Source organism: Cohnella soli (assembly GCF_042655525.1).
GTDB classification, from domain to species: Bacteria; Bacillota; Bacilli; order Paenibacillales; family Paenibacillaceae; genus Cohnella; species Cohnella soli.
In genome coordinates this window covers 906,006-923,226 of sequence record NZ_JBHSMI010000067.1, presented here as the reverse complement: position 1 = coordinate 923,226, position 17,221 = coordinate 906,006, and the positions used below count along the sequence as shown (strand labels likewise).

The 17,221-nt window shown below is 53.1% G+C and carries 10 protein-coding genes, 11 tRNA genes, 1 rRNA gene and 1 pseudogene; all 23 read left to right on the top strand.

Annotated features, from left to right (window positions below; all coding sequences use genetic code 11):
* Positions 1-93 (top strand): 5S ribosomal RNA (gene rrf, locus ACFPOF_RS33295); the annotation flags it as partial.
* A 42-nt stretch (positions 94-135) separates the two neighbouring features.
* Positions 136-211 (top strand) — tRNA-Thr (locus ACFPOF_RS33290).
* Between the two features lie 17 nt (positions 212-228).
* Positions 229-303: transfer RNA gene (locus ACFPOF_RS33285), tRNA-Glu, on the top strand.
* 6 nt (positions 304-309) lie between these two features.
* Positions 310-385 (top strand) — tRNA-Val (locus ACFPOF_RS33280).
* 24 nt (positions 386-409) lie between these two features.
* A tRNA-Gln gene (locus ACFPOF_RS33275) sits at positions 410-484 on the top strand.
* A gap of 5 nt (positions 485-489) precedes the next feature.
* Positions 490-565 (top strand) — tRNA-Lys (locus ACFPOF_RS33270).
* Positions 566-594: 29 nt separating this feature from the next.
* Positions 595-677 (top strand) — tRNA-Leu (locus tag ACFPOF_RS33265).
* Positions 678-692: 15 nt separating this feature from the next.
* Positions 693-767: transfer RNA gene (locus ACFPOF_RS33260), tRNA-Gly, on the top strand.
* Between the two features lie 3 nt (positions 768-770).
* Positions 771-847, top strand: a tRNA-Arg gene (locus ACFPOF_RS33255).
* Positions 848-864: 17 nt separating this feature from the next.
* Positions 865-941 (top strand) — tRNA-Pro (locus tag ACFPOF_RS33250).
* 9 nt (positions 942-950) lie between these two features.
* Positions 951-1,024 (top strand) — tRNA-Gly (locus tag ACFPOF_RS33245).
* Positions 1,025-1,095: 71 nt separating this feature from the next.
* Positions 1,096-1,172 (top strand) — tRNA-Pro (locus tag ACFPOF_RS33240).
* A 97-nt stretch (positions 1,173-1,269) separates the two neighbouring features.
* Positions 1,270-1,893, top strand: coding sequence for a hypothetical protein (locus tag ACFPOF_RS33235; protein WP_378140439.1), 624 nt, complete (start codon positions 1,270-1,272; stop codon positions 1,891-1,893).
* Between the two features lie 152 nt (positions 1,894-2,045).
* A complete protein-coding gene (gene ppc / locus ACFPOF_RS33230) occupies positions 2,046-4,838 on the top strand; it encodes a phosphoenolpyruvate carboxylase (protein WP_378140438.1) in 2,793 nt (930 codons plus the stop codon).
* 146 nt (positions 4,839-4,984) lie between these two features.
* On the top strand, positions 4,985-5,932 hold the full coding sequence (locus ACFPOF_RS33225) for an EamA family transporter (RefSeq protein WP_378140436.1): 948 nt from the start codon (positions 4,985-4,987) through the stop codon (positions 5,930-5,932).
* The gene (gene sigW / locus ACFPOF_RS33220; RefSeq protein ID WP_378140434.1) at positions 5,929-6,495 is read left to right on the top strand and encodes an RNA polymerase sigma factor SigW; all 567 of its coding nucleotides are present in this window, start codon (positions 5,929-5,931) and stop codon (positions 6,493-6,495) included. The genes ACFPOF_RS33225 and sigW overlap by 4 nt, the downstream gene beginning before the upstream one ends.
* 114 nt (positions 6,496-6,609) lie before the next feature.
* A complete protein-coding gene (locus tag ACFPOF_RS33215; RefSeq protein ID WP_378140432.1) occupies positions 6,610-7,227 on the top strand; it encodes a zf-HC2 domain-containing protein in 618 nt (205 codons plus the stop codon).
* 209 nt (positions 7,228-7,436) lie between these two features.
* Positions 7,437-8,270: a diadenylate cyclase CdaA gene (gene cdaA / locus ACFPOF_RS33210; protein ID WP_378140430.1), complete on the top strand. Its 834-nt coding sequence runs from the start codon at positions 7,437-7,439 to the stop codon at positions 8,268-8,270.
* Positions 8,263-9,570, top strand: coding sequence for a CdaR family protein (locus ACFPOF_RS33205; RefSeq protein WP_378140428.1), 1,308 nt, complete (start codon positions 8,263-8,265; stop codon positions 9,568-9,570). Before cdaA ends, ACFPOF_RS33205 begins: the two co-directional genes overlap by 8 nt.
* Positions 9,571-9,641: 71 nt before the next feature.
* The gene (gene glmM, locus ACFPOF_RS33200) at positions 9,642-10,982 is read left to right on the top strand and encodes a phosphoglucosamine mutase (RefSeq protein WP_378140426.1); all 1,341 of its coding nucleotides are present in this window, start codon (positions 9,642-9,644) and stop codon (positions 10,980-10,982) included.
* Between the two features lie 601 nt (positions 10,983-11,583).
* Positions 11,584-13,416 (top strand): glutamine--fructose-6-phosphate transaminase (isomerizing), encoded by a 1,833-nt coding sequence (gene glmS, locus ACFPOF_RS33195; protein ID WP_378140424.1) that lies wholly within the window; start codon positions 11,584-11,586, stop codon positions 13,414-13,416.
* Positions 13,417-13,622: 206 nt separating this feature from the next.
* Positions 13,623-14,411 (top strand): annotated as a pseudogene (locus tag ACFPOF_RS33190) (IS91 family transposase); the annotation flags it as partial.
* Between the two features lie 353 nt (positions 14,412-14,764).
* A complete protein-coding gene (locus tag ACFPOF_RS33185) occupies positions 14,765-16,930 on the top strand; it encodes an alkaline phosphatase PhoX (RefSeq protein ID WP_378140421.1) in 2,166 nt (721 codons plus the stop codon).
* Positions 16,931-17,221: the final 291 nt, after the last annotated feature.

Here is a 17,221-nt window from a genome sequence, read left to right as displayed (position 1 = left end):
CCACGCGTACCCATCCCGAACACGACCGTTAAGCCCTCCAGCGCCGATGGTACTTGGACCGCAGGGTCCTGGGAGAGTAGGACGCCGCCAGGCTGATGATCAGTTTCTCTATCGCTGTGTATAGGTATTGATTATGCTCTCATAGCTCAGTAGGTAGAGTGCATCCATGGTAAGGATGAGGTCACCGGTTCGATCCCGGTTGAGAGCTCCACTTCCAATACCATTCATGGCCCCTTGGTCAAGCGGTTAAGACACCTCCCTTTCACGGAGGTAACAGGGGTTCGAATCCCCTAGGGGTCACCAACATACGGAGGCTTAGCTCAGCCGGGAGAGCATCTGCCTTACAAGCAGAGGGTCGGGGGTTCGATCCCCTCAGCCTCCACCATCTTTACACTGCAAGGCTTACCGTTGGGGATTAGCCAAGCGGTAAGGCAACGGACTTTGACTCCGTCACTCCTAGGTTCGAATCCTAGATCCCCAGCCAATTTCGAGCCATTAGCTCAGTTGGTAGAGCACCTGACTTTTAATCAGGGTGTCGAAGGTTCGAGTCCTTCATGGCTCACCATTTTTCTTAAATGGTATCCAATTATACATGCGCGTATGGCGGAATTGGCAGACGCACCAGACTTAGGATCTGGCGGGCGACCGTGGGGGTTCAAGTCCCTCTACGCGCACCATCTTTATCTTCATATGCGGAAATAGCTCAGTGGTAGAGCATCTCGTTGCCAACGAGAAGGTCGCGGGTTCGAATCCCGTTTTCCGCTCCATATGCGCCCTTAGCTCAGCTGGATAGAGCGTCAGACTACGAATCTGAAGGCCGGGAGTTCGAATCTCTCAGGGCGCGCCATTTCAACTTTATCTTCTCGGGACGTAGCTCAGCTTGGTAGAGCACCTGGTTTGGGACCAGGGGGTCGCATGTTCGAATCGTGTCGTCCCGACCATCGTTTTTTGCGGGTGTAGTTCAATGGTAGAACTTTAGCCTTCCAAGCTAATAGCGTGGGTTCGATTCCCATCACCCGCTCCATTGTATTTTCGTATCCATAATCGATTCACCTCAGCCGAACGGCAGAATGCGGGATCGGTTCTTTATCTTCTCGGGACGTAGCTCAGCTTGGTAGAGCACCTGGTTTGGGACCAGGGGGTCGCATGTTCGAATCGTGTCGTCCCGACCATTGTTTTCACACGCATTTTCACAATTGACCTTTAACCCTTGTTCAACAAGGGTTTTATTTATTTAGACTCCACCAGAACAGTAGGCGGTGAAGCGACATGTCCAACGATACGAACGGATCAACGGTAGACGACAGCCAAGTCGAAATTCCGGAAGAGAAAATGAAGGAACTGATCGCGGCTGTACATCACAACGGCACGGTCGCTTTGAACCAACATTTCGACAACGTCGAAGGACAAGTGATGGGGCATCAAGTATATGGTCCGATTTTCGTGTATCAAGTGAAGGACGAGCAGGGGGACGGCTATGCTTGCGGTTTCTTCTTGCGCGAGTTGATCGCGAAGTTCCAGCAGGGCGGCGATCCCTCGATGTGGATGGCTTCGTTCTATGTAGACTTGATGAAGACACCGGGCGGCAAGCTGCTCCCGCAGCCCCCTCAAACCGAAGATGAAGCGAAAGCGCTAATCGACAACGTCATCGTGCCTTCTTGCATCTCGGCTCTTAAGGAAGAGTTCGCTCCTGAAGAAGTGTACGCCGGACTTGCTCTGAACGAAGAGCACGGCCCTGTTTTAGAGGCCGGATTCCCATCGATCAGCGACGGGAATAACGTCTGCGCGATGCCATTGCACGTGCTAATGGCACATCAATTGTTGAACCGCGAGCCTTCTGAGTTGCTCGTTCAAGGACTGTACAGAATCCGTGTTGAGCACGGTCTGGAATAAGCAACCGTTTACATTGGCCTAACTGTCAGCTCTCCGAATTTTCGGAGAGCTTTTTTTGCGAATACCTAATGAAAAAGAAGATTTTCGACGATTGATGTAGTATGATAAAGGATAGGGTTTTTCTTCGAAAAGCAAGGTCTGGGGTGAATGAGATGACGGAAATGGCAGTTAGCCAACGTTCTCCGTCCAATCATCTGTTGCGTCGGGACGTGCGCTTTCTAGGCAACATTCTAGGTGAAGTGCTCGTGCATCAGGGTGGTCGGGAACTGCTTGAACATGTTGAGAAGATCCGGGAGATGAGCAAGGCGCTGCGCGCCGAGTTTTTACCGGAACTGTATGAAGAATTCATTAGCACGGTAAAAACATTGGAGCCGGACATTCGGCATCAAGTCATTCGTGCCTTTGCGATTTATTTTCAACTCGTGAACATCGCGGAACAGAACCATCGTATTCGTCGCAAACGCGATTACGAGCGCTCGGCGGGCGAAGCGGTTCAGCCGGGATCGATTGAGAGCGTCGTTCAGAAGCTTAAGGAAACGAATCTGTCCATCGACGAAGTGCGCGATCTGTTGACGGATATTTCGCTTGAGCTTGTGATGACGGCCCATCCGACGGAAGCGACACGTCGAGACGTTCTCGACATTCACAAGCGCATCGCCGAAGAAGTGATGGAACTGGACAATCCTACGCTTACCTATCGTGAGCGCGAGAAGCTTCGCGAGAAGCTGCAGAACGAAGTGTTGACGCTTTGGCAGTCCGACGAATTGCGCGATCGCAAGCCGACGGTACTCGACGAAGTGCGCAATGGCATGTACTTTTTCCACGAAACGTTGTTCGAAGTGCTTCCCGACGTGTACGAGGAGCTGGAGCGTTGTCTCCGCAAGTATTATCCGGAACAATCCTGGCACGTGCCGACGTATTTGCGCTTCGGTTCCTGGATCGGCGGCGATCGTGATGGCAACCCGTCCGTAACGGCCGATATTACGTGGAAGACGCTGCAAATGCAACGTAACCTTGTCATCTATAAATATGAGAACATTATTCGTAACCTTGGCCGTCAGCTCAGCTTCAGTACGACGATCGTCGACGTGTCGGACGAACTGCTTGCTTCGATCCGCGAAGACGCCGACAACGTTGAACTGCGCTCGGTAGAGCCTTGGACGAACGACAAAGAGCCTTACCGCGTCAAGCTTAGATATATGCAACAGAAACTCGTTAACATGAGGGACGATGAGCTCAAAGGATCGAAACAACGGTATCATACCGTTTCGGAACTGATCGCTGATATCGAGCTTATCGATCGTAGTCTCCGTCATCATTATGCGGACTTCGTAGCGGATGCTTACTTGAAGCGTTTCGTACGTCAGGCAGAACTGTTCGGCTTCCATCTGGCCGCGCTCGACGTACGTCAGCATAGTAAAGAGCACGAAAATACGATGACGGAACTGCTTGCGAAAGCGGGAGTGACGGATCGTTACGCGGATCTGTCCGAGCAAGAGAAAATTGACCTGCTGCACGGATTGCTGTCCGAAGCGAAGCCGTTGTTGAATGAGACGATCACGCTGAGCGAATCCAGCACAGAGTGTATTGAAGTATACCGTACGATCAAGAGGGCGCAGCAGGAGTTCGGCTCCGGTTGCATTACGAGTTACTTGATCAGCATGACCCAGGGCGCGAGCGACCTGCTCGAAGTCATGGTATTTGCGAAGGAAGCCGGTTTGTTCTACAGAGAAACGGACGGCACAATCGTCAGCACGCTGCAGGCTGCACCTCTGTTCGAGACGATCGACGACTTGCACGAAGCGCCTGCGATTATGGAGACGCTGTTTAACTTGCCAGTGTACCGCGAATGCTTGGCGGCAATGGGAGACTTGCACGAAATTATGCTCGGCTACTCCGACAGCAACAAGGATGGCGGCATGGTGACGGCGAACTGGGAGCTTCGCGTGGCGTTGAACGAGCTGACGAGCACGGCCAAGGCGCATAACGTTCGACTGAAGTTTTTCCATGGCCGCGGCGGAGCGCTCGGTCGCGGAGGAATGCCACTGAACCGGAGTATTTTGGCGCAACCGCCGCATACAATCGGCGGAGGCATCAAAATTACGGAGCAAGGCGAAGTGCTTTCTTCGCGTTACTCGATGAAGGGCATCGCTTATCGCAGCTTGGAACAAGCGACTGGCGCCTTGATCACGGGAGCGTACTTGTCTCGTTACCCAGCGCAGGAGAAGCAGCTCGAGACGCAATGGGAAGACATTATGAAAGACATCTCGGTGGACGCGCAGACGAAGTATCAGGATTTGATCTTCCGCGATCCGGACTTCATGACGTTCTTCAAAGAGTCGACGCCGCTTCCGGAAGTCGGAGAGCTGAACATCGGTTCCCGTCCATCCAAGCGTAAAGGCAGTGACCGCTTTGAAGACCTTCGTGCGATTCCTTGGGTGTTTGCATGGACGCAGAGTCGTTACTTGCTGCCAGCCTGGTATGCTGCGGGCACATCATTCGCCAAGTACGTCGACGGAGATGCCGGACGGCTGGAGACGCTTCGCACGATGTATCGCGAGTATTCGTTCTTCCAGTCGCTCATCGACAACCTCCAGATGGCACTGGGCAAAGCCGATTTGACGATCGCTCGCCAGTATTCGGAGATGATCCATGACGAGACGATCAAAAACCGCATTTTCACGCAGATCGAGGAAGAGTACGCGAAGACGAAAGAATGGATACTTGCGATTACGGGGCAAGACGACATTCTGGACAATGTACCCGTTATTCAAGAGTCGATTCGTCTCCGGAATCCGTACGTCGATCCGCTTAGCTATATGCAAGTCCAGTTGCTGGCGGAGCTTCGCGCCATTCGCGATGAGAATGGCGATGACGCCGAGCTACTCCGCGAAGTGCTGCTTACGATTAACGGCATCGCCGCTGGCTTGCGCAATACGGGCTGATTAGGCTTTTGCGGTTGCAGCCTGACGGCTCCGCAAGCTATAGGAAAGGGTCCGGGTCTCCCCGGGCCCTTTCCTGCAAGTAAGATCGGCATGCGCCTGTGAGAGAGGCGTATAAATGATTGATCGGACGAGAAGGCAGGTTGTTCATGAGTCGAATCGGGAAAAGGGCATGGGCGATTGCGTTCGTGCTGATGGGAGCGGCCAGCTATGGCATTCTGTCACCTGTCGTTAAGCTTGCGGTACGAGACGGCTGGAGTTCAGGGGACATTACGCAAGCTCAAGTATTATTCGGAACCGCTCTGCTCTGGCTGGCACTGATCGTATCGCGATGGAAAAGAAGAGGGGCGTCGCCAAACAGCGGGGCAATGAGCTTTAAGCTACTTCTTGCACTCGCGGCGGTCGGCATTGTCGGCCTAAGCTTCACGACGAGTTTCTATAACGAAACGCTTTCGCGATTGGACGCTTCGCTGGCCATCGTCTTGCTTTTTCAGTACACGTGGATTACGATTCTGCTAGAAAGCATTCGTGCGAGGAAGTGGCCAAGCAAGCCCGAGTGGCTATCTGCCCTGCTTATCGCGGTAGGTACGGTGCTGGCAGTTGGTTTGCTGGAAGGCGATCTGGGCCATATTGACGGCGTTGGCGTCTTGTACGGCTTGCTGTCGGCGGTGAGCTACGCCTTGTTTTTCTTCTTATCGGGTTTTCTTCCGGAGCGAATCGATCCGATGACGAAGTCGGCAATGATGTCGACAGCATCCATGGTGTTTGTAATGCTCATCTATGCTGGACATTCGATCGTTACGACCGATATCGGCGGCTCGCTGTTCGTATGGGGCGTGGTACTCGGTTTTCTGGGAACGGCATTCCCTTACTTTTGTTTTAATTTCGGCATTCCACGAATTGGAAGCGGACTGTCCGCGTTACTTGGCGCGATGGAGCTTCCGGCGGCCGTGCTCGGTGCATTCGCCATCTTGGGCGAACCGCTGACGGCGTGGCAGGCGCTTGGAGTGGTGATTATAGTCGTTGGTATCGCGGCGGCGCAGTACAGAACTTCGAAGACAGCAGTATCCGGGAAGGGTGGTGAGGAGTCACATTGAAGCCAGTGGAGACGCGATTGGCGCGATTAGCCCGCAAAGGGGACCAGCGCGCTTTCGCGGAAATCGTGGACCTGTATAAGGACAAGCTGTTCCATCTCGCTTACCGGATGACGAGCAACCGTCAGGAAGCGGAAGACGTCGTGCAGGAGACGTTCCTGAGAGTATACAAAAATTTGGATCGTTACGACGAGAATCAGAAGTTCTCGACCTGGATTTACCGCATCGCGACGAATCTGTGCATCGACCGACTCCGTAGACGCAAGGCGGTCTACTCGCTCGACGCGGAGTCTTCGGAGCATGAAGGGCTCGATGGTTATGCGATGTTGCCTAGCGACGATCGCACTCCGGAGAGCGAATTGCTGCTTTCGGAGACGCAGAAGCTGATCCAGGAAGCAATCGCGACATTACCGGTGAAATACAAATCGGTTATGATACTTCGGTATTTGCAGGACATGAGTTTGCAGGAAATTTCGGACGTGCTTGATATGCCGGTCACGACGATCAAGACGAGGGTGCACCGGGGGCGGGAATTTCTCCGTAAGAAGCTCGAGCATAAGTTGTAAACATCTTCCGGCCGTCCATTTCGTCAAATTTATGAAACCGCGGCGCTAAGCCGCGCGTACAGTATAGAAGCAGCGATTGCGGACTGACGTTCCGTAGAGAAAGGGATGGCTGATATGAAGTGCAACGTCGCCGTCGTGTACATGCATGACTATTTGGATGGGGATCTGTCCCGCGAAGATACGAATGAGCTGCGGGTGCATCTGAATGGTTGTCCGACTTGCCAGAGCCGATTCGATTCGCTTGAACGTACCGATGCGCTGGTTAAAGCACTGCCTATAGAGAAAACGCCGGAAGACCTTGGCGATAGAATCATGAAGTCGCTGCCGCGCAAGCGGAGTTCGGCGAGAGCCTGGACGTCCTGGTTCGGGCGCCATCCAGCCGTATCGGCTGCGGCGATCTTCGTCGTCGTAATGCTGTCGAGTTTCTTGTCGATGTGGAATCAAAGCCGGGAGTTGTCCATATCCGGTCCGGACCTGTCGCACGTCATTATCGAAGGGAACAAGGTCATCGTTCCCGAAGGCCAGAAAGTGGTCGGCGATCTGACGGTGACGAATGGGGACGTTCAAGTATTAGGCGACATCGACGGCAATCTGACCGTTATCGATGGGGAGCTGAAGCCGCTTGCGTCTACGGCGCATATCGCCGGCCAGATCAAGACGATCGACCGCGCTGTCGACTGGTTCTGGTACAAGGTCAGTTCGTTTTTCGGGACGCTCACTTACGGCTCATAGTCACATTCGACGAAGTACGACAAAGGAAGAAGAGCGATCCGGAATGCGCAGTAAAACCTCTCTGGGTCATGGAGAGGTTTTTTTGTGTCGATGAAAGGATTTCTTGACGCAAGTAGAGAAAGATAATAAGGAAGCAATATCGATGTACATGATCTAATTCGACAATATTCGTCGTAAACTATTCCAGCGCCGGGACGGGGGGTTGCGTCTTGGACTATTTTGCCGGGCTGACACTAAAAAATTCCATTAAAGACATTATCGATATTCTTATCGTCAGCTACATTATTTACATGCTGATTAAAATGGTGCGCGGCACAAGAGCCGTCCAACTGCTCAGAGGTATTTTCCTGCTGGTTATCACGTGGGCGCTCAGCACTTGGCTGAACTTGTATACGCTGAAATGGCTCATGAACCAGATGTTTACGTTTGGTGTCGTGACTGTCCTGATTATTTTCCAACCGGAACTCAGGAGGGCGCTCGAGCAACTCGGGCGGGGCAAGCTGTTCACCCGGTCTTCGCCGGAGGAACTGGACGTCAGCCAGCGCATCAATGAAGTAATGAAATCGCTCAATTACTTGGCGCCGCGCAAGATCGGGGCTCTTATCGTATTCGAGCGCAATACGGGCCTCAACGATTACATCGAATCGGGTATCAAGATGGAGTCGAAGCTAAGCTCGGAGCTCCTTTGCAATATTTTCATTCCGAATACGCCGCTCCATGATGGAGCTGTTATCGTACGTGGCAATACAATTATGGCTGCTGGTTGTTACTTGCCGCTAGCGGAAAATCCGTTCATCAGTAAAGAACTTGGCACGAGGCATCGCGCGGGTATTGGCATTACCGAGGTGTGCGATGCGATCAGCGTAATCGTGTCCGAAGAGACGGGGCAGATCTCGCTCGCGATCAATGGCCAGATTGTCCGCGACATTAAGGAAGAATCGCTGATTTCGAAGCTGTTCGAGGAATTGCGGCCGCAGTTCAAGTCGAAGGGGACGGAGTGGAAGGCGTTCTGGAAGCGGAAAGAGGGTGACAACCGTGGATAAATGGTTGAATCATCCGACAATTTCCAAGCTTGTCGCGCTTGCTCTGGCGATTCTGATGTGGGCCGTCGTACATTTCGATCCGGAACAGTCTTCACCCAATAGCGTGACGACGCTTACCGAGACGAAGGTCATCGAAGACGTGGTCGTGCAGGCGTACGGCATGGACGAGAAAAATTATGTGCTGCTGAATCTTCAGCCGCAGAAAGTCAAGCTGACCGTCAGAGGCACGCGAAGCGCGCTAACTGCGGCGAAGCCGAACGACTATCGCCTCAAGGTCGATTTGCGAACGGTGGGCGAAGGTCAGCATACACTGCCATTAATCGAAGATTTGCCGCCGGGGATTACTGCGGTATCGATGTCTCCATCGATGGTCGTAGTCGATATCGAAGCCCTGCAGACGAAGGAGTTCGAAGTCGCCATCCGAACGGAAGGGGCCCCTGCTAAAGGCTACAAGGTCGGTACGCCGATTCTGAAGCCCGGTAACCGGGTTCACGTAACGTTGCCGGTGAGCCAGCTTGAGAAAGTCGATCACGTCGGCGCGGCGATCTCCGTCGAAGGCGAGAAAGAGACGATCAAGAGCAAAAGCGTAAAGCTGGCCGCTTACGACAAGGACGGTAATTCTTTTCCCAATGCGGTTATCGATCCCGCCGTGCTTGAAGTCGAGGTACCGATTACGAACCCGTTTAAGACGGTGCCATTGCAGCTCAAGCTTGTCGGGCATATGAAGCCAGGACTTAGCATCGCGTCCTTCAAGCCGGATATCGAGCAAGTGACCGTGTATGGGCCGCAGGAAGCGCTCGACAAGATTGAATTCATCGAGGCAAACATTCAGTTGGATAACTTGACGGCTTCCGGCAAAATAACCGTTCCGCTCATTATTGCGCCGCCGCTGATCGAAGTGTCTCCGGAGAAAGTGGAAGTGACCGTGGAGATCCTGCTGTCTGCGACGAGGACGCTTGAGGGACTTCCTATCACGCTAAGCGGCCTGGGAGAGGGCTTAAAAGCGACGATTACGGATCCCGTGAGCGGCAAAGCCGACATCACGATTCAAGGCGCGCCTGCGCTGCTTGACAGGCTTAGTCCGGGAGATGTCGACGTCATCGCCGACTTGAGCGGGCGTGGAATCGGCATCTACACCATTCCGCTAATCGTGAACCTGGAGAAGTATATGGAACTGGCCGGAGGAACGAAGAACGTAACCATTGAGATTGTGGATGCATCACCGGCAAGTACGACACCGGAAGAAGGCACTGACGGCGGTTCGGCCGGCAATAATGCAGGTGAGGCTGTCGCCCAATAAGACGTAACGCGCTCGGGCACTCATATGACATCCCGCGAGCGTGACAGGACGAAGGAGTAGGAGATTAGGGTATGGGGAAATATTTCGGAACGGACGGCGTCAGAGGCGTCGCGAACACAGAGTTAACGGCTGAACTGGCTTATCGGATTGGCCGTTGCGGCGGCGTTGTTCTTGCAGGGCGCGCTGAGCGACCTAAAGTATTGATCGGTCTTGATACGCGTATCTCAGGAGCGATGCTAGAGAGCGCGCTGACGGCGGGGCTGCTTTCCATCGGCGCCGATGTCATCAGGTTAGGCGTCGTCAGTACGCCTGCGGTAGCGTATTTGACCCGGACGATGGGCGCGGATGCAGGCGTCATGATCTCGGCTTCGCATAACCCGGTTCAGGATAACGGCATTAAGTTTTTCGGCGGAGACGGCTTTAAGTTGCTTGACGAGACGGAAGCGGAGATCGAGCGGCTCATGGACGCAGAGGAAGATACGCTGCCTCGTCCGGTTGGCGGCGGCATCGGTTCGGTGACGACGGATTTCGAAGCGAAAGCGAAATATATTGAATTCTTGAAGACGACGGTAAGCGGTTCGTTCGCTGGCGTGAAGCTCGTGCTAGACTGTGCGCACGGTGCGGCATACGAACTTGCGCCGGAAGTGTTTCGCGCGTTAGGCGCGGAAGTGATTGCGTACGGTGCGGAGCCGAACGGGCTGAACATTAACGCCGGCGTCGGTTCCACGCATCCGGAGATGCTTGCCGAGAAGGTGAAGGAGCATGGCGCCGATCTTGGGCTTGCTTTCGACGGAGATGCGGATCGGCTGATCGCGATCGATGAGAACGGCGAGGAAGTGGACGGAGACTACATCCTGTGTATTTGCGGCGACGCGATGCGCCGGGCTGGCAAGCTGGCGAAGGACACGGTCGTGACGACTGTTATGGCGAACATCGGGTTTTTCAAAGCGGCAGGTAAGCTTGGTTTGAGTACCGCGAAGACGGCGGTCGGCGACCGTTACGTGATGGAAGAGATGGTTAACGGCGGATATAATTTAGGCGGCGAACAATCCGGCCACGTCATCTTCCTCGATTACAGCACGACAGGGGACGGCATACTGACGGGCGTACAGCTCGTTGATACGATTGTCGCGTCCGGCAAAAAGCTCGGAGAGTTGAAGCGGATGATGCGTAAGTATCCGCAAGTGCTCGTGAACGTGCGCGTAGCGGATAAATCGCGTTACCCGGGCAATGAAGCGATCGCGGAAGCTGTAGCGGCGGCAGAGACAGCGCTTGGCGACAACGGTCGCGTGCTCGTTCGCCCGTCCGGTACGGAAGCGCTCATCCGCGTTATGGCCGAAGGGCCGGAGCGGGAAGAGATCGAGCGCCATGTCGCGGCGATCGTGGATGTTGTAAAGGTTGAACTCGCGTAAGCATAGCGAAAGACAGTTAATGGCGTGAATAACCTCACTCCACTTCGCCGGTCGGGCAGTGGGTGAGGTTTTTTCGATTTAGAAATGACGGGGGTTAAACATTAGATTATTCTCAAAAGCGATTAAAAGTGGGCGAAAAGGTTGCAACTGGTTTTCAAAAAGCATAAGATAATGGATAGAATTTTGGAACGGAAAGGCAGGGTAGAGGTTAAACGAGTTATACAAGCGCCAGAACTTCGCCTAGGCATGCGATGTCGGGAGACGCGCGGAATCGGTAACGGAAAACCGGTTTCGACTGCGACCTGGACAGACAACCATCCATGCCGCACAGGGAAGTTGACGAGGTGGGGGTGTTCGAATCATTCGGCGGGGACCCTCCGGCTTACGCATCGAAGTCGACGATCGGAAGACAAAACGCAACGGGTGACCGGGCGGCCAATATTCCGATACGATGCACATAACGGATAACTTTACGGGAAGTCCGGGGCCAGAACGGCCGCTGGCGGACGCAACCTCTATTTAAATATAGCTTGTTTCGCTTGTCGGCTTTGTTTTGGATTCTCCGGACGAATGAGAACCCAAAACGGAGGCTTATATCATTATGTGCGGAATCGTTGGATATATCGGAAACAGACAATCTCAACCTATTTTGCTGGAAGGGCTTAAGAAGCTCGAATATCGCGGATACGACTCGGCGGGCATCGCCGTGTTCACGGAGCAAGGCTTGGAAGTGACGAAGACAGTAGGTCGGCTGGCTAACTTGGAAAATCGGCTGAGCGGCGATCCGCTGCGCGGTACGGTTGGCATCGGCCATACGCGGTGGGCGACACACGGTAAACCTTCGGACGTCAACTCGCATCCGCATACGGACAATTCGTCGAAATTTTCCGTCGTTCATAACGGCATTATCGAGAATTATTTGGAATTGAAAGAAGAATTGATGCTTGCCGGTCATCGGTTCTTGTCGGAGACGGACACCGAAGTCATCTCTCACTTGATCGCGGTCGAGTATGACGGGGATATCGTCAAGGCTGTACAGCGCGCGGTGAAAAAAATGCGTGGAGCTTTCGCGCTCGGCGTGCTGACCGAACACGAGCCGGATCGTCTGGTGGCGGTTCGCTACGCGAGTCCTTTGATTATCGGCGTCGGCGAAGGCGAGAAATATATCGCGTCGGACATTCCGGCGATCCTTGAGCATACGCGTGACATTTATATATTGAACGACGGCGAGATGGCCGTTCTGACGCGCGATGGCGTCGAACTGCTGACGATCGAAGGCAACCTGATCGCGAAGGAAATTTTCCACGTCGATTGGGACTTGATGACCGCGGAGAAAGCTGGCTTCGACCACTTCATGCTAAAGGAAATTCACGAGCAGCCGAAGGCATATCGCGATACAATGCGCGGACGCATTAGCGATGACGGTCGTTCCGTGGCGTTGCCGGAGCTGAAGATGTCGGCGGAGCAACTGAAGGGCATTAACCGTGTGCATATCGTCGCTTGCGGCACAGCTCTTCACGCTGGCCTCGTCGGGAAGAACGTCATCGAAAGTCTCGTGCGCATTCCGGTCGAGACCGACGTTGCGTCGGAGTATCGTTATCGTTCGCCGATCATTACGCCGGATACGCTTGTCATCGTTGTGAGCCAATCGGGCGAGACGGCGGATACGCTTGCGGCATTGCGCGAAGCGCAGCGCTGCGGTGCGCGTGTGCTTGCGATCACGAACGTCGTCGGCAGCTCCGTCGCACGCGAGGCGGATGACGTCATTATTACGCTGGCCGGCCCGGAAATTGCAGTCGCGTCTACGAAGGCGTACACGTCTCAACTGATAGCGTTTTTCCTGTTCGGTCTGTACTGGGCGCAGGAGACTGGCAAGCAGGACGAGGCGGCGGTCGCGCATGTACTGGCGGCGATGCAGTCGCTGCCTGAGCAAGTCGAGAAAATTCTCGCGCAAGCCGAGACGCTCAAAGAAGTGGCAGAGTCGATCTCCCACCACAGCAGCTTGTTCTTCATCGGTCGCGGGGTCGATTACGCAGTCGCGATGGAAGGCTCGCTGAAGTTGAAGGAAATCTCGTACATTCATTCGGAAGCGTATGCCGCAGGCGAACTCAAGCACGGCACGCTGGCGCTGATTGAGGAAGGTACGCCTGTCATTGCGCTGCTGACGCAAGAAGAACTGTACGAGAAAATGCTTAGCAACATTAAAGAAACGAAAGCGCGCGGCGCGAACGTCCTAGGCATTCTGAACGAAGGCCATGAGGCGGAAGCGGGCAAGTCGATCGATCGCCATTTTGCGATCCCTCGCACGCTTCCGCTGCTGACACCGGCGCTGTCGGTCGTTCCGCTTCAATTGATCTCCTACTACGCTTCGCTGGCATTGGGGCATGACGTTGATAAGCCAAGGAATTTGGCGAAAAGTGTGACGGTGGAGTAACGATGTGGATGGTTCGAAATCTTCTTGTTGTTCTTTAACAATAAAGTTGTTTAATTAACAATAAAGTCGTTTAATTTACAATAAAGTTGATTAAAAACTCCCTGGTGCACTGTACCAGGGAGTATTTTTAAACATTATAGAATTTATAACTTTTTGGGGGTGAAGCAGGTCTTCACTCTCTTTTTGTTGTTTGGTACAGTTGAAACATGGAGTCGAATATTCTCAAGCGTATCTTGTTCGACGAAAGAGGCCATTGGGAGCAGTTTGTTCGAAAGCATGAGGGGAAGATACGGGCAAACGTACTTAAAGAAGTGGCGAAGTTTCGTGATTGCGGGAACCCAAAGAATGGATTTAAGTTGTTGGTCTGTGAGCGATGTCATGACCTACGGGTTGTTCCCTATCGCTGCAAAGGCCGATTCTGTACAACCTGTTCCTGTGGGGAGACGGAAGAATGGAGCAGACTGTTGGAAGAAGAAGTGTTCCAGGTTAATCATCGTCATGTAGTGATGACAATTGACGAGGGATTACGGGACGTCTTCTTAAAGCATCGTCACTTGTTGAAGGAATTCATGGATGAAGTCGTACGAGTCGTAAAGGCTTTTTTCGAGAAGAAGCATAAGGTGACCCCCGGTATTATTGCCGGATTACATACGTTCGGCTCAAGACTAAACTTCAATCCCCATGTACATATGTTGGTAACAATGGGGGGCATGAAAAAAGATGGTGAGTGGAAGACCTACGATTTTGTGCCATTTGAAATGCTTCGTAAACAGTGGCAGACGGTTGTGCTAAAGCTCATTCGTCGAAACTTGAATGAGCGAGACAAAAAGCAAGTACAAGCAAGATTGCAAAAGGCCTACTCGAATAATGGGGAAGGCTTCTATGTGCATGCCCCGAAGCAAAAAGGTAACATGAAGGCACAGTTAGGCTATATAGGCCGATACATGAGAAGACCAGCGATTGCGGTAAGCCAAATTGTAGACTATGTCGGGGAGTAAGCCGTTCTGGAAAGGATGACTCGTGATGTCACCGGTGTCCAAAAGCCGAAAGAAGCAAGGAAAGAAAAAGAAACAAGGAACTGCACCGTTAAGCAAGTTCCTACAAGACAAACTAGTGGTCTTAATGGATCAGAAAGTAAAAGTTTCCATCCCCCTTATACTCATCTGATCCCTGCGCAAAGCTTCTCCGGCGTCGAAGGACGCCGAAGACGTTTTTGCTTGATGTCGGAAATTACCGGCGGATAATCGTTGGATTTTACCGAATCCGGACTTCTCCATAACACTGCCATAATTCTATTATTCTATCTTAACAGGAGGATCACAGAGTCAATCGACGAGGGGAGATTCGAATGATGAAGAGGAAAAAATGGAGCAAAAAAGCGTTGCTGCCGGTATTGGGATTTGCCGTTCTCGCAGCCGCGATTCCGGGGGCGGTATCGGCGAATGGCGAAAAGGAAGGCGGCAAAGGCGTTTCCGTCAAGTCCGTAGAGTTCGTCGGTATGCCGGCGCCAGCGACGGCTGTTCAAATGGCGGATCTGTATACGACGGCTTCGATCAAAGTGACCTATTCCGACGGCACGGTCAAATCGTTTCCTCTCTCGTACAAAAAGTTGTTCAAAACGACCGATAAAGTCGGCAATACGATTGCCGGCGTCGCGATCGACGCAAAAGGCAACCCGATTATGGACACGAGCGTAGCCGGTCAATCCGTGCCGTACGTTTCCGACGATCCGGATTCCAACAGCCTCTTCGCCGTTCCGGGCGCCAAGCCGACGGGCAAAGGCGGCAATCCGCTGGCGTTGGTTACGCATTACGAGTACATTACCGCGAACAATTCGGGCAAATCCGCGTACGGCCAAGTGCCGGCCAGCATGAGCCTGACGACCCTCGATCAGAATAAGACGACGGGCGAACTGACGCCGGTTCAATTGAAGAAAATCGACTTTTCCGGCGTAGGCGGCCTTTGGATTCCGTGCAACGGATCTTTGACCCCGTGGAACACCCACTTGGGAAGCGAAGAATACGAGCCGGACGCGCGCGCTTTCGAGGCGGACAAAACGAAAACGTTCGTCGGTTCCTTCTCGAGCTATTATGATTCTTCGAAAGCCGAAAACCCTTACGCTTACGGCTTCTTGCCGGAAGTCACGGTGCTGCCCGACAATTCCACGAAAGTGGTCAAGCATTACAGCCTCGGCCGTTTTTCCCATGAGCTCGGCAACGTCGCCCCGGATATGAGAACCGTCTTCTTCGGCGACGACGGCGGCAATACGATGCTGTTCATGTACGTGGCCGACAAGGCGAAGGATTTGTCCGCTGGCACGCTGTACGCGGCCAAGTGGATCCAGAAGAGCGCGGAGAACGGCGGTTCCGCGGACTTGCAATGGATTAAGCTCGGGCAAGCGTCCGATAGCGAAATCAAAGCGATCATCGACAAAGGCACCAAATTCAGCGACATTTTCGAAACGTCGGATGCCGCCGCGGACGGCTTTAAGGCCGTAAAAGTGTACTCCAGCGAAGGCAACAAAGCGGAGTACTTGAAAGTGAAGCCGGGAATGGAGAAAGCGGCGGCATTCCTCGAGTCCCGCCGTTATGGAGCCGTGCTCGGAGCGACGGCGGAGTTCAACAAGATGGAAGGCGTCGCCATCAACAACAAGGACAAAAAAGTGTACGTCGCGATGTCCTACCTCGAAAAAGCGATGGAGAAAGATTCGAAAGGCGCCGATCCGTCCGACGACATCCAAGTGAATAAAATTTCCGCGGGCGTGACCTACGAATTGTCTTTGGGCGAAGAGAAGAAGGACCGCGACGGCGGCAAAATCGAGAGCGCCTACGTGCCGTACTTCATGAAAGGGCTGGTTTGGGGCGAGGATCTCCCGACTCCGGACGCCAAAGGCAACAAAGCCGCCGACGACAAAGTCGCCAATCCGGACAACCTGTCGTTCTCGCAGGAGCTTCGCACGCTCTTCATCGGCGAAGACAGCGGCTTGCACGCGAACAACTACGTATGGGCTTATAACGTCGATACGAAGAAGCTGTCCCGTATCTTGAGCTTGCCGGCCGGCGCGGAAGCGACAGGCTTAATGACGCAGGACAACCTGAACGGTTTCTCCTATATCATGAGCAACATCCAGCATCCGGGCGACGAAATGATCGTAGCCGACAGTTTGAAGCCGGAAGTGGAAAAGCTCATCAATCAGAATTTCGAAAATAAAAAATCGGGCGTTATCGGTTATATCCAAGGCGTCCCGACGAAACAGCAGATGCTCGCGGCCAAGGCGGACGAAACGAGGCTCGTTTCGCTCGGCGAAGCGGTCAAAGGCGGAGCGCGCGTATTCTGGTCGCATGACAGCGACGACATTCTGCTCCTTCGCGAAACGCATACGCTCGTTTTCCGTCTAGGCGCTAAAAAAGCGACGGTAGACGGCAAAGAAGTCGTTCTGTCGGCGGCTCCGCAGAAAGTCAAAGGGCAAGCGATGCTGCCCGCGGCTCTTCTGAATGATTTTCTGAGGCTGTAAGCTGCGCCTTCTGCCTCCTGAAATAGTGCCCGTTCCGCTAGACCGAAAGCACCTCATCCTTGATGGGGTGTTTTCTTATTACCCTACGACTCTGTACAGGTATTAAAAAATATTATGTTGTGCTCACCTTTGTTGATCCATTCCAATTGTTCTAGAAAATAGACTGATAAATAAAGTATTAGACTCAGAAAGTAAAGTGTAAGACTATCGATGCGTCATTAAGCTAATAGGCAGATTAATTCCGATATTTGGTATTATAGTGGTGCTAGAGATCAACTAAAGGAGACCCCT

What these genes read in the sequence shown, in the direction of transcription:
- ACFPOF_RS33235 (WP_378140439.1), top strand. Translation starts at nt 1,270, where the DNA reads ATGTCCAACGATACGAACGGATCAACGGTAGACGACAGCCAAGTCGAA.
- ppc (WP_378140438.1), top strand. Translation starts at nt 2,046, where the DNA reads ATGACGGAAATGGCAGTTAGCCAACGTTCTCCGTCCAATCATCTGTTG.
- ACFPOF_RS33225 (WP_378140436.1), top strand. Translation starts at nt 4,985, where the DNA reads ATGAGTCGAATCGGGAAAAGGGCATGGGCGATTGCGTTCGTGCTGATG.
- ACFPOF_RS33215 (WP_378140432.1), top strand. Translation starts at nt 6,610, where the DNA reads ATGAAGTGCAACGTCGCCGTCGTGTACATGCATGACTATTTGGATGGG.
- glmM (WP_378140426.1), top strand. Translation starts at nt 9,642, where the DNA reads ATGGGGAAATATTTCGGAACGGACGGCGTCAGAGGCGTCGCGAACACA.
- glmS (WP_378140424.1), top strand. Translation starts at nt 11,584, where the DNA reads ATGTGCGGAATCGTTGGATATATCGGAAACAGACAATCTCAACCTATT.
- ACFPOF_RS33185 (WP_378140421.1), top strand. Translation starts at nt 14,765, where the DNA reads ATGATGAAGAGGAAAAAATGGAGCAAAAAAGCGTTGCTGCCGGTATTG.